This is a genomic window from Cellulophaga sp. HaHaR_3_176, from assembly GCF_019021925.1.
Taxonomy (GTDB): domain Bacteria; phylum Bacteroidota; class Bacteroidia; order Flavobacteriales; family Flavobacteriaceae; genus Cellulophaga.
This window is the reverse complement of record NZ_CP058990.1, coordinates 3,630,852-3,643,892: the sequence shown is the minus strand read 5'-3', so window position 1 is coordinate 3,643,892 and position 13,041 is coordinate 3,630,852. Positions and strand designations below refer to the sequence as shown.

The 13,041-nt window shown below is 33.9% G+C and carries 9 protein-coding genes; 6 read left to right on the top strand and 3 right to left on the bottom strand.

Annotation, left to right across the window (positions count from 1 at the left end; genetic code table 11):
* The first annotated feature begins 2 nt into the window (after nucleotides 1–2).
* The 4 genes from H0I23_RS16025 to H0I23_RS16010 are packed head-to-tail and all read left to right on the top strand — an operon-like array spanning nucleotide 3 to nucleotide 5,676.
* Nucleotides 3–1,616 (top strand): ATP-dependent DNA ligase, encoded by a 1,614-nt coding sequence (locus H0I23_RS16025; protein ID WP_216784293.1) that lies wholly within the window; start codon nucleotides 3–5, stop codon nucleotides 1,614–1,616.
* 37 nt (nucleotides 1,617–1,653) lie between these two features.
* Nucleotides 1,654–4,128 (top strand): ligase-associated DNA damage response DEXH box helicase, encoded by a 2,475-nt coding sequence (locus H0I23_RS16020; RefSeq protein WP_216784292.1) that lies wholly within the window; start codon nucleotides 1,654–1,656, stop codon nucleotides 4,126–4,128.
* A 32-nt stretch (nucleotides 4,129–4,160) separates the two neighbouring features.
* A complete protein-coding gene (gene pdeM / locus H0I23_RS16015) occupies nucleotides 4,161–4,814 on the top strand; it encodes a ligase-associated DNA damage response endonuclease PdeM (protein ID WP_216784291.1) in 654 nt (217 codons plus the stop codon).
* A 58-nt stretch (nucleotides 4,815–4,872) separates the two neighbouring features.
* Nucleotides 4,873–5,676, top strand: a complete 804-nt coding sequence (locus tag H0I23_RS16010) for a tryptophan-rich sensory protein (RefSeq protein ID WP_216784290.1) — start codon at nucleotides 4,873–4,875, stop codon at nucleotides 5,674–5,676.
* On the opposite strand, the gene H0I23_RS16005 is transcribed toward H0I23_RS16010, so the two are convergent.
* Complete coding sequence (locus H0I23_RS16005; protein WP_216784289.1) at nucleotides 5,671–7,020, bottom strand: NAD(P)/FAD-dependent oxidoreductase; 1,350 nt, start codon at nucleotides 7,018–7,020, stop codon at nucleotides 5,671–5,673. The two genes, H0I23_RS16010 and H0I23_RS16005, sit on opposite strands and share 6 nt — an antisense overlap.
* Nucleotides 7,021–7,109: 89 nt before the next feature.
* Here H0I23_RS16005 and mfd point away from each other — a divergent pair, with 89 nt between their 5' ends.
* On the top strand, nucleotides 7,110–10,520 hold the full coding sequence (mfd, locus tag H0I23_RS16000) for a transcription-repair coupling factor (RefSeq protein ID WP_371736673.1): 3,411 nt from the start codon (nucleotides 7,110–7,112) through the stop codon (nucleotides 10,518–10,520).
* A 31-nt stretch (nucleotides 10,521–10,551) separates the two neighbouring features.
* Entirely contained in the window at nucleotides 10,552–11,877 is a 1,326-nt protein-coding gene (locus tag H0I23_RS15995) for a TlpA disulfide reductase family protein (RefSeq protein ID WP_216784288.1), read from the top strand.
* 16 nt (nucleotides 11,878–11,893) lie between these two features.
* Here H0I23_RS15995 and H0I23_RS15990 read toward each other — a convergent pair whose 3' ends face one another.
* The gene (locus H0I23_RS15990) at nucleotides 11,894–12,553 is read right to left on the bottom strand and encodes an aspartate kinase (protein WP_216784287.1); all 660 of its coding nucleotides are present in this window, start codon (nucleotides 12,551–12,553) and stop codon (nucleotides 11,894–11,896) included.
* Between the two features lie 54 nt (nucleotides 12,554–12,607).
* Entirely contained in the window at nucleotides 12,608–12,967 is a 360-nt protein-coding gene (locus H0I23_RS15985) for a YraN family protein (RefSeq protein ID WP_216784286.1), read from the bottom strand.
* Nucleotides 12,968–13,041 lie beyond the last annotated feature (74 nt).

Below are 13,041 nucleotides of genomic sequence, written 5' to 3'. Positions count from 1 at the left end.
GCATGAAGAATTTTGCATCACTTATTAAAACCTTAGACAGCACAACCAAAACAAATACAAAGGTTGCTGCTCTAGCCGAGTATTTTGCAAAAGCGAGTGATACAGATAAGGTGTGGACCATCGCTATCTTATCACATAGAAGACCTCCAAGACCGGTAAATACGACCTTGTTAAGACAATGGGCTTCAGAATTATCCAATATTCCTTTATGGCTTTTTGAAGAGAGTTATCATATTGTAGGTGATTTAGCAGAAACTATAGCCTTAGTAATTCCATCTAATCCTTTGCAAACTGACAAATCGCTCACGGAATTTTTAGAAGAAATGATTCTTTTAAAAAAGAAGCCCGAAGAAGAGAAAAAAGAATACCTCTATAACAACTGGAAAGCATTAGATTATTATGAACGTTTTGTATTTACCAAATTAATTACAGGAGGTTTCCGAATTGGTGTAAGTCAAAAATTAATGACCAAGGCCTTATCTAAAGCTACAGAAATAAATGAGGATATATTAGCCTATAAATTGATGGGGAATTGGGACCCTAAAACAATTACTTTTCAAGAACTGATATTAGAGGAAAATGAAAATGACTACCTATCAAAACCATATCCTTTTTATTTAGCTTACGCTATTGAGAATGAAGTACATGATCTAGGTGATGTTCAAGAATGGTCTGCAGAACATAAATGGGACGGTATACGCTCACAAACCATATTTAGAAATGATGAATTATTTGTATGGAGTCGCGGAGAAGAATTAGTAACCGATAAGTATCCTGAACTAGAAAAATTGGTAGGTATAATTCCGAACGGGACCGTCATTGATGCTGAAATTTTACCCTACGCGAATAACATCATCGGTACTTTCAATGATTTACAGACTAGGATTGGAAGAAAAACGGTTTCTAAAGCATTGCTAAAAAAAACGCCCGTAATTCTCAAAGCCTATGATATTTTAGAATGGGAAGGGAATGATATTCGGCATCTTCCTTTTATAGAACGAAGGGAGCTATTAGAAAAATTATATCAAACTATTTCAACTATAGAGGATCTACCCTTTCAAATTTCAGAAACAATACATTGCTCCACTTGGGAAGAGGTTGCGCAAGAAAGAGAACGGGCACGCGAAATGCATAGCGAAGGTTTAATGCTCAAAAGAAAAGATTCTCCCTACTTAGTAGGCAGGAAAAAGGGCGATTGGTGGAAATGGAAAGTAGACCCACTAACAATTGATGCTGTATTAACATATGCCATGCGCGGTCATGGAAGAAGAAGTAATTTATTTACCGATTATACTTTTGCGCTCTGGAATACCAATGAGGAGGGAGAAAAAGAACTGGTCACTTTTGCAAAAGCGTATTCGGGACTTACCGATGCTGAGTTCCGTAAAGTAGATGCTTGGATCAAAAAGAATACTCTTGAACGTTTTGGACCCGTAAGGAGTGTTACCCCACATCATGTATTTGAAATTGCTTTTGAAGGAATCGCCTTATCAAAAAGACACAAAAGCGGCATTGCCACTCGCTTTCCAAGGATTATACGCTGGCGACATGATAAAAAAATAGAAGATGCCAATACTATTGAAGATTTAAAAAACTTAATCCCCAAGTACAAGTAAAGCTGCTATAGAATAATTGCAGTACCCTAACCGTACTATGAATAGAGACGAATTATATACTATTGCAGAGAATTGGTTTCAAGAAAACAATTGGAAACCATTTAAATTCCAAAAAGATACTTGGAAGGCTTTCTTACAGGGTAAAAATGGATTGTTAAACGCTCCTACAGGAAGCGGAAAAACCTATGCCCTATGGTTTCCTATAATTCTAAATTACATAAAATCTAATCCGGCGTATAAAACCAAACATAAAAAAGGTTTAAAAGCTGTTTGGATTACTCCCCTACGCGCTTTATCTGATGAGATTAGGCAATCTGCAGAACGAGTTGCTGCTGATTTAGGTACACAGATGACAGTAGGGATTAGGACTGGAGACACCAGCACAAAAGAGCGGACTGCTCAGAAAAAGCAAATGCCCGACTTATTAATCACGACTCCCGAAAGCTTACAGCTACTCTTGGCTTCTAAAGGCTACGACAAACTGTTTAAAGGGTGTACCGCCATCGTGGTAGATGAATGGCATGAACTGTTAGGGACAAAAAGAGGAGTGCAAATGGAATTGGCCCTTTCTCGCCTAAAAACAGTTTCCAAGGATCTTCGAATATGGGGAATCTCTGCAACGATAGGCAATCTAGACCAGGCAAGAGAAGTGCTATTGGGTACCGATTCTAAGACACTTGAAAATTCAGTTTTAATAAAAGCAAAACTGAATAAGAAAATAACGGTAAAAAGCATCATCCCTAAAAAAATGGAGACCTTTCCGTGGCGCGGACATTTAGGCTTGCATTTATTAGAAGATATTATCCCTATAATTAACAATAGTAAAACCACCTTACTATTTACCAATACCAGGAGTCAGTGCGAAATCTGGTTTCAAAAAATTTTAGAAAAACATCCTGAATTTGCTGGCGAAATTGCCATGCATCATGGAAGTATTAATAAAGAAACTCGACTTTGGGTAGAACAAGCCATCCGCAATGCAAACTTAAAGGCCGTAGTCTGTACCTCTAGTTTGGATTTAGGCGTAGATTTTGCTCCTGTAGAAACGGTGATACAAATAGGAGGCCCTAAAGGCGTAGCCCGTTTTTTACAACGCGCTGGGCGTAGTGGTCACCGACCAGGAAAAGAGAGTGTCATCTATTTTTTACCTACGCACGCAATAGAACTTATTGAAGCTTCTGCTTTACAAGAAGCTGTGAAACATACCGTAGTAGAAGACCGGATTCCGTATTTGAATAGTTATGATGTACTACTGCAATACCTCACCACGCTCGCTATTTCTGATGGCTTTTATCCTGATGAAATTTACCAAGAAGTAATTAAAACCTTTTGCTACCAAGCACTCTCAAAAGAGCAATGGCAATGGCTACTCAACTTTTTAGTCTTAGGAAGCCAAAGCTTGCAGACCTATGATGAATATAAAAAAGTAGACCTTGAAGAAGATGGTAAATTTAAAGTCAACAATAAAGGTATCGCTATGCGACATCGTTTTCAAATAGGAACTATTGTGAGCGATGCAAATTTAACGGTACGCTATCAAAAAGGAGGTTTTATCGGGTCGATAGAAGAGTTCTTCGTTTCCAAATTATCTCCTGGAGATATTTTCACATTTGCTGGAAGAAATCTAGAGTTTATTCGGATAAAAGACATGCAAGTACATGTGCGCAATTCTACTAAAAAAACAAACAAAATACCAAGTTGGATGGGTGGGCGCCTCACTTTTTCTGCTCAAATGTCCGAATTACTACGTGAAGAACTATACAAAGCATCGGCAAACCATTTAACCAAAAAAGAAATAGGCCAAGAGCTAATAGCACTAGAGCCTGTATTTACCCAACAACGTAAAGAAAGTATTGTTCCAAAACCCAATGAATTCTTAATTGAGACCTTTAAAACTCGCGATGGTTACCACCATATTTTTTACCCCTTTGAAGGTAGGTTTGTGCATGAAGCCATGGGAAGCCTTTTAGGCTACCGCATAAGTTTGCTTTCACCGATAACTTTTTCGCTGGCTTTTAATGATTACGGATTTGAATTACTCTCAGATCAAGAGATAGACATACAGCAGGTTTTAGATAATGATTTATTTTCAACAGACTTTATGCTGAGTGACCTACAGAAAAGTTTAAATGCCACAGAGATGGCGCGTAGAAAATTTCGTGACATTGCCGTAATCAGTGGAATGGTATTTACAGGATATCCAAATAAGGGTGTAAAAATGAAGCATTTACAAAGCAGCTCACAATTACTTTTTGATGTTTTTAGAGACTATGAGGCTGATAATTTACTTTTTCAACAGGCTTTTACTGAAACTTTTGAGCATCAATTGGAAGAGGGGCGTTTAAGACTGGCATTAGAACGCATTGTGCAACAAGAGATTGTTTGGAAACCGTGCCAGAAACCAACACCATTTTCGTTCCCTATAATTACAGATAGATTACGAGAAAAATTATCTAGTGAAAAATTAGCAGATCGTATCAAACGCATGACCGCGATTCTTACTAAAAAGTAAAACTACTTGGCTTTTTCTTATTTTTGTATTGAATGACAGAATCCATAGTTTTAAACAATCAGACATTTACCCTACATTGTTCTGGTGCGCTTTTTTGGGAAGAAAAAAGTACACTTGTTGTTAGTGACATTCATTTTGGAAAAATATCGCATTTTAGAAAACACGGTGCTGCCGTTCCGCAAAAGGCCATCCAGAAAAACTTTATGCTTTTAGAGGCTATTGTTGCTCAATTTAACCCTAAAAGTATTTGTTTTTTGGGTGATTTATTTCATTCCTCTATGAATACAGAATGGAATTTGTTTGAAGATTGGGTAATGAAAACAGCAGCCAAATTATACCTAGTTGCGGGGAACCACGATATTATTTCACCATTAAAATATGAAGTTTTAGGTATTGAGGTGATTAGTGAAATTGTAACACAAGGGTTTCTATTTACACATCACCCTGAAGAACGCAAAGGATTATTTAATTTCGCAGGACATATTCACCCCGCTATAAAATTAAAAGGTAGTGGGAGACAGATATTAAAATTAGCCTGTTTTTTTAAATCAAACTACCAAATGATATTGCCTGCGTTTGGCGAATTTACAGGAACATTTTCATTACAACCTACTAAAGAACACGAGGTATTTGTTATCACAAAAGACGAAATATTTAAGATAGATATTGCTTCTTCCGTTATCTAAGTTCATTTTAAATTGGATACCATTAACAATTAAATTTCAAGGCACTTAATTTTATCCTATGGAAAAGAAATTAGCACTAGTAAACTCGGCCTCTGTACTCTTCGTGATTATCGTTAACTATGTATCACAAGCATTAAAATTTAACAATACCACTATAGGCGAAATAAGTAAACAATACGACAATTTGTTTACGCCAGCAGGTTATGCATTTGCCATTTGGGGCCTAATTTTTTTGTCTTTAATAGGATATGCTATTTTTCAAGTGCGAAGAGCTTTTTTTAGTGTTAAGAAAACCGATTTTATCTTACAAACGGGATATTGGTTTGCTATCACTAATTTTCTAAATGGGTTATGGGTCTTTGCCTTCGTGTATGATTATACAGGGCTATCTGTTTTAATTATGTTTGGGATCTTGTTTTCTTTAATAAAGATCATCCTAAATACCAATATGGAACGTTGGGATGCTCCGATAGAAATTATTGCCTTTGTATGGTGGCCTATTTGTTTATATAGCGGATGGATTACGGTAGCGACCATTGCAAATGTTACTGCCTATCTAGCAAAACTTGGCTGGTCTGGTGGGTTTTTATCAGAAGCTAATTGGGCCATACTTATGATAGGTATTGCTACATTGATAAATCTTTTGATGACCTATAAACGAAACATGAGAGAATTTGCACTTGTGGCCGTTTGGGCATTTATCGCTATCTACGTTCGTCAAATTGAAAACCATCCTGAAATCGCATATACAGCGGTAGTGGCCAGTGTTATACTATTCTCATCTACTTTTTACCACGCATATAAAAACAGGGCCACTGGCCCTGCTATTAAATTAAAAGAACGTTTAAAAGAATCTTTATAACATTCTATTCACATCATAACCCCAAGAAGGATACGTAAATACTATAGCCTTCATATCATCAACCGTCATCTCTTTTCGGATGGCTAATGAAAATAGATTGATAGTTTCACCTGCATGCGGGCCTATAATATGGGCACCTACAATTGCTTTTGTACGCTCATTAATTAGAACTTTATAAGCATATATGGGCGCATTGATACGTTTGGCATTAAACCAATCTGTGGCAGACTCATGATTTACGAGTACGTTTTTATATCTTTTCTTAGCTTCTTCTTCACTTAAACCTACACTAGCTAGATTAGGTAAAGTAAATACCACAGAAGGAATTACTGGCGTATCTATTTTTGACTTATTCCCCTTAATAATATTTGCCGAAACAGTATTTGCTTCTGGCCCCGTCATAGAAGTCAACGGCAACCCATAATCGGTAACATCACCACAGGCATAGACATTATCATTTTTAGAATTTTGAAGGTATTCATTTACTTCAATTCCTTTTTCGCTAAAAGAAACCTTTGCCTTCTCTAAATCAAGTTGGTCTATTGCAGGTACACGCCCAGCGGTATTAAAGACAATACTTGCCTTAATATGCTTGGTTGTATCCTCATGCTCATAATACACTTTAAACTTATTTTTTCCTTTTTTCAACTTATTAACTTTCGCATTAAATAAAAATTTAATCCCTATTTTTTCAGAATAAGTAACTAAGGTATCTACTAAATCAGGATCAAAACCTTGCAATGGTCTTTCATGAGAATGAATAACAGTCACCTTTGCTCCTGCCCTTGCCGCCATATGAGCAAATTCCATTCCTATATATCCTCCGCCAATAAATACTAAATGCTCTGGAAGCTTTTTTAAATTAAGAAAGTCCCCACTGGTCTTTAGTAAGGCAGCGCCTTCAATAGGTAATTCAATAGGCTTCAGTCCTATAGCTATAACAAATTTATCGGCTTCAATAATTTCATCGCCTAAAGTGATTGTTGTTTCTGATAGAAAAGAAGCTGCACCAGAAAAAACAGTAATCCCTAACTCTTTTAAGCTATCTTTTGAAGCCTTAGGAATAGGTTTTGTAAATGTCTTTTTAAACTTCTGCATATCCTTCCATGAAAGCTTTGGAATTGTTAAAATTCCATTACCCTTCATATTATTAGCCATTTCTAAAACTTCTGTCGATGCTAAAAGCGCTTTTTTTGGATCACAACCGCGCAATGGACAGGTACCTCCATAATCACGACGTTCCGTAATTGCCACACTCATTCCTGCTTCGGCACATGACTTTGCTACAGCTTGTCCTGCACTACCACCTCCTATTACAAATACATCAAATTTCTTGTTTGCCATCTTCTTATTTTTATAGAACCACCAAGTTCTGCACTTTTTGAGATAAAAAGTGATTCATATTGATTAAAAATGAACGCAATGCATTTAAGATGTATGATTATATTTGCAGAAAAGTTATAAAGTTGAGCCAAAACATTATTCAACAACTATTCTCACAGTCTCCGCAATCGCAGAAACTGCAATCTTCTATTTCTAATTTTGAAAAAAATAACGGCAAAGTTGCATTAAAGGGCCTTATTGGTTCATCACTTTCCTTTGTTTTAACAGATGCTTTTAAAGCTTCAGAAAAGCCATTTCTACTAATCTTTAATGATAAAGAACATGCTGCTTACCACCTGAATGATTTAGAACAATTGATTGGAGAAAAAGATGTGTTGTTTTACCCTGGTAGTTACCGTAGACCTTATCAAATTGAAGAAACTGATAATGCAAACGTATTATTACGAGCTGAGGTTTTAAACAGAATTAACTCACGTAAGAAGCCCGCAGTAATAGTAACCTACCCCGATGCTCTTTTCGAAAAAGTAGTTACCCGAAAGGAACTAGATAAAAACACTCTAAAAATAAAAATTGAAGATTCTTTATCTCTCGATTTTTTAAACGAAGTGCTATTCGAATATAAATTTAAACGGGTAGATTTTGTCACGGAGCCAGGAGAATTTTCTGTTCGTGGTGGTATCGTAGATGTATTCTCTTTTTCTAATGACGAACCTTACCGTTTAGAATTTTTTGGTGATGAAGTAGAAAGTATTAGAACTTTTGATGTAGAAACACAACTATCTCTCGATAAAATAAATAAAATCACCATTATACCTAATGTTGAAAATAAATTTTTAGATGAATCTAGAGAAAGCTTTTTAAAATATATAGCATCTAACACCGTAATTTACAGTAGTGATTTAGAATTACTCTTAGACAGGTTAGATTCCTTTTTTGAAAAAGCTAAAGAAGCTTTTTCAAAACTATCTAGCGAAATTAAACATGCTGAGCCTAAAGCGTTATTTGTAGATGCTGAATTATTTAAGAAAGAATTAAACGATTTCAATTTAATTTATTCTGGCAATTCAGGAACAAAAGATGATCTTGTTAAGCTTGATTTCAATACAAGACCTCAACCTTCCTTTAATAAAAAATTCGACTTATTAATTGAAACATTAAATGAGCAGCATAAAGCTGGTTTTACGAATTATATATTTTGTTCTACAGAACAGCAAGCGCAACGTTTTCATGACATTTTTGATGAGGTTGGCGAAAAAGTACATTACAAAACCATTGTTTTTAATTTACACCAAGGATTTATTGATGTTGATTTAAAATTAACCTGTTTTACAGATCATCAAATATTTGAACGCTATCATAAGTTTCATTTAAAGAATGGTTATTCTAAAAAACAAGCCATTACGCTAAAAGAACTTAACCGTTTAGAAGTTGGTGATTATGTTACCCATATGGACCATGGTGTTGGAAAATTTGGAGGATTACAAAAAATTGATGTTGAAGGTAAAAAACAAGAAGCTATTAAATTGGTATACGGTGAGCGTGATATACTATATGTAAGCATACACTCACTACATAAAATTTCAAAATTCAATGGCAAAGATGGTACGCCACCGAAAATATACAAATTAGGTTCTGGTGCTTGGAAAAAAGTAAAAGACAAAGCAAAATCTAGAGTTAAGAAAATTGCTTTCGATTTAATACAGGTTTACGCAAAAAGGAGACTTCAAAAAGGTTTTCAATATGCGCCTGATGGATATATGCAGCATGAACTTGAAGCTTCTTTTATTTACGAAGATACTCCCGATCAAAGTAAAGCTACTGAAGATATTAAGCGTGACATGGAGAGCGAACGCCCCATGGATCGTTTAATTTGTGGTGATGTAGGTTTCGGAAAAACAGAAGTTGCCATCAGAGCTGCCTTCAAAGCAGTTGCTAACGGAAAACAAGTAGCCGTTTTAGTACCCACAACTATTCTTGCTTTTCAACATAGTAGAACATTTAGAGAGCGTTTAAAAGATATGCCTGTAAATGTTGATTATTTAAACAGATTTAGAACAGCTAAAGAGAAAAAAGATACTTTAGAACGTTTAGAGTCTGGCAACGTTGATATTATTATTGGCACACACCAATTGGTAAATAAAAACGTGAAATTTAAAGACTTAGGTTTATTAATTGTAGATGAAGAACAAAAATTCGGAGTTGCAGTAAAAGACAAATTAAAATCTATTAAAGAAAATGTAGATGTTTTAACATTAACAGCTACACCTATACCAAGAACGCTACAATTTAGTTTGATGGCTGCTCGTGATTTATCTGTTATTAACACCGCACCACCAAACCGATACCCAATACAAAGTGAAGTTATTCGCTTTTCAGAAGAAACAATTAGAGATGCTGTTAATTATGAAATACAGCGTGGTGGTCAAGTATTTTTTATTCATAACCGAGTAGAAAATATTAAAGAAGTAGCGGGTTTAATTCAGCGATTAGTACCAGATGCTAAAATTGGCATTGGTCACGGCCAAATGGAAGGTAAAAAATTAGAAACTCTTATGCTTACCTTTATTAACGGAGAGTTTGATGTTCTTGTCTCTACAACTATTATTGAAAGTGGGTTAGATGTATCAAATGCAAATACCATTTTTATAAATAATGCGAATAACTTTGGTTTGAGTGATTTACACCAAATGCGTGGTAGAGTTGGTCGAAGTAACAAAAAAGCCTTCTGTTACTTTATTACTCCGCCTCATGATGTAATGACATCTGATGCTAGAAAACGTATTGAAGCTTTAGAGCAATTTACTGAGTTAGGTAGCGGTTTCAATATTGCCATGAAAGATTTAGAAATACGTGGCGCGGGTGATATCCTTGGGGGAGAACAGAGCGGCTTTATTAATGATGTTGGGTTTGATGCTTACCAAAAAATATTAGCTGAAGCTGTTGATGAGCTTAAGGAAAATGAATTTAAAGATTTATATGAAGAAATAGAAGGCCATAAACATGAGAAGGTTTTTGTAAAAGAAACTCAAATAGATGCCGACTTCGAAATACTTTTTCCTGATGATTATGTAAACAATATTACAGAGCGATTAAATTTATATACAGAACTTAACCTAATTAAAGATGAAGACGGTTTAAAGAAATTTGAAGCTGATTTAACCGATCGTTTTGGTGAATTACCTATTGAAGTAGAAGATTTGCTAAATTCTGTTCGCATCAAATGGATTGCAAATAGTATTGGACTAGAAAAAATTGTAATGAAGCAGGGCAAAATGATAGGGTATTTTATATCTGATCAACAGTCTGAATTTTATCAAAGCACTAATTTCACGAAGGTTTTACAATTTGTACAATCGCACCCAAAGCTTTGTAAAATTAAAGAAAAACAAACCAGAAATGGCTTAAGATTATTATTGGTTTTTGAAAACATAAGATCTACCGATAGTGCCTATTTAGCAATGCAGCCTTTTGAAAAAGAAACTAAATTAGCTTCAAATTAATTATTGGAGTGATTTTTGTAAAACATAAAACATGAAACATATTCTTTTACTTTTTATCACCTTATTAACTATAAATTTAAGTGCACAACATACTATTTCGGGTACATTTTCGCCTGCAGAAGATTATACCTGGTTAATTGCCTATAGAATAAAACCTGGTTCGCAAGTTTATGTAGCTGATACAAAAATTGACAAAGGTAAATTCACTTTAAACTTACCTGCCGATGCTCTACCTGGATCTTATAGACTAGTTTACGCTGTACCACAAGAAGAATATAATTTTGATGTGTTGTATAATGGAAAAGAAGATATTGTTTTCAACTTTAATTCTGATCAAGGTGCTTCTTTTGTAACATCTACAGAAAACATAATACTTACCGAACACCTTTATAAACTAAGTTTATTAGAGAAAGAAATTATTGGCTTTTATCAAAAAGGAAGTAGCAATTCGTCTGCTTTTTTGAAAATAACAGAGAAGATGAAAAATCTTCAAAAGGAATATGAAATAAAATCGGAAGGGTTATTAGCTCATAGTTTTATTACCTCTAACCAGCCTTACATACCGAATAAAGTAGAGTCTGTTGAAGAATACGTTTTACACAAAAAAGAAAATTATTTTAATACAACAGATTTTAAAGATGCTACTTTAATAAGTTCAAGCTATTTGAGAGATAAAGTTGCAAACTATGTATTTACAGCTTTGCCTTTAGAAACGTTATCGAAAGAAAACACACAAAAAGAAATTATTAAAAACGCTAAAAAAATAGCTTATTATCTGAATGGGACTGATGCAAATTTCAGATATGATGTTTATAAAAATTTATGGGATTACGCTGTAGCTTATAATTATAATTCTGTATCTGACTTTATTTTTGAAAACACATTAAAAGATTTAGCTACTGAAACTAATAATACGGAAGCTAAAAAAGAAATGGAAGCTTATGCCAGACTTCGATTAGGTGTTTTAGCTCCTGAATTAACTTGGAAGAATGGTAGCGATTTAAAAAAACTAAGCACCTTAAAAGATGCTACAAACTATGTTTTAATTTTTTGGAGTAGTACATGCGGCCATTGCTTAAAAGAATTACCTGCATTGCATAAAGAATTAAAAAATAATGCAGCTATAAAAATTATTGCTGTTGGTTTAGAAGATGACACTGTAAACTGGAAATTAGAAACAAAAAAGTTAGAAGGTTTTGAACATGCTATTTCTTTAGGAAAATGGGATAGTGAATATGCTGATTTATATGATATTCACTCAACACCAACATATTATATTCTAGATAAAGACAAAAGAATTATTGCAAAACCAGAAGATGATAAAGCGGTAGTAGAATTTTTAGAAAAAATCTACTAACCGCATCAAATATTAATTATAAACTTTTTAAATCTTTTATTGTTTTAAAAGCAATATCAACATGTTCATCATCTACTAAAATAGTAAACTCGTTGGTTGTTGATATAACTTCATAAAGCACAATACCCTCCCAAGCTAAACGCTGAAATATAAAGTAATAAATACCTGGTACAGATACGTTTTCAGAAGGTAATTTAACTGTAATAGAAGATAAGTTTTCTGCTTTTTGAGTACAGCGTTCTGATTCAAACAATTCTTCAACAGTTTTATCAAGACTGTTACTTACTACTATGTTTAATTCGTTAACCCCTCTCGAAGATGTGTAAAAAACATCTTTATCTTTATTTACTTCTTTAAGTAGTAAACGTTGATTTTCTAGAATTGAATCTGATAATAAAAATGTAAAATCAGTTAATGAAGAACGAACTGTGATTTCACCAATGTTTTTTAAAACTTTTATAATTTTATGAGTTGCTCTAAACTCTAAATCATCAGAAAGTCTTTTTAAAGCCATTACTATTGCTCCATTACGAATGTCTTTACCTAATTCTGATTCAATTTCTGGTTTAACAATTCTTGATAAAGAAGTAAGATTAATAATTCCTTGTGCAAGAGCACTTTGCAAAAATGGTTTCTTTTTAATGTAGTTCTCTACTACAGAAGATATTGTTTTCATGTGTACTTGTTGTGAGATGCAAATATAACAAATTGTTATAAATAAAACAAATCCTTAAAAAAAATAAAAAGCATCTTCAATATGGTCAATTGTATAAGTCCCATTTTCTTTAACAATGGTTATTACATCAAACCTAATTTCTAAATCTATATTTTTTTCAATTACATAATTGTTCGCAGCAAGCACTAATAAATCTCTTTTCTTCTTTGGTATCATATCTTTCAAATCACCTATAAAACCAGAGGCTCTAGCCTTTACTTCTACCACAACTAACTGATTAGAAACCTGCGCTATAACATCAATTTCAGCTTTTAAATATCGATAGTTTCTATGTTTAATTTTGAAACCTTTTTTAATTAAAAAATCAACCGCTAATTGCTCTCCTATTTTTCCAAATTCGTTATGATCAGCCATATATTTTAAATATTACTATTTTAAGTAATGTAATTCGTCGAAAATATTAGTACTTAAACGTCCGAAAAATTGAT

Excerpts from the sequence above, each read along its gene's own strand:
- H0I23_RS16025 (WP_216784293.1), top strand. The coding sequence starts at position 3 with ATGAAGAATTTTGCATCACTTATTAAAACCTTAGACAGCACAACCAAA.
- H0I23_RS16010 (WP_216784290.1), top strand. The coding sequence starts at position 4,873 with ATGGAAAAGAAATTAGCACTAGTAAACTCGGCCTCTGTACTCTTCGTG.
- H0I23_RS15985 (WP_216784286.1), bottom strand. The coding sequence starts at position 12,967 with ATGGCTGATCATAACGAATTTGGAAAAATAGGAGAGCAATTAGCGGTT.
- H0I23_RS16005 (WP_216784289.1), bottom strand. The coding sequence starts at position 7,020 with ATGGCAAACAAGAAATTTGATGTATTTGTAATAGGAGGTGGTAGTGCA.
- H0I23_RS15995 (WP_216784288.1), top strand. The coding sequence starts at position 10,552 with ATGAAACATATTCTTTTACTTTTTATCACCTTATTAACTATAAATTTA.
- H0I23_RS16020 (WP_216784292.1), top strand. The coding sequence starts at position 1,654 with ATGAATAGAGACGAATTATATACTATTGCAGAGAATTGGTTTCAAGAA.
- pdeM (WP_216784291.1), top strand. The coding sequence starts at position 4,161 with ATGACAGAATCCATAGTTTTAAACAATCAGACATTTACCCTACATTGT.
- mfd (WP_371736673.1), top strand. The coding sequence starts at position 7,110 with ATGTATGATTATATTTGCAGAAAAGTTATAAAGTTGAGCCAAAACATT.
- H0I23_RS15990 (WP_216784287.1), bottom strand. The coding sequence starts at position 12,553 with ATGAAAACAATATCTTCTGTAGTAGAGAACTACATTAAAAAGAAACCA.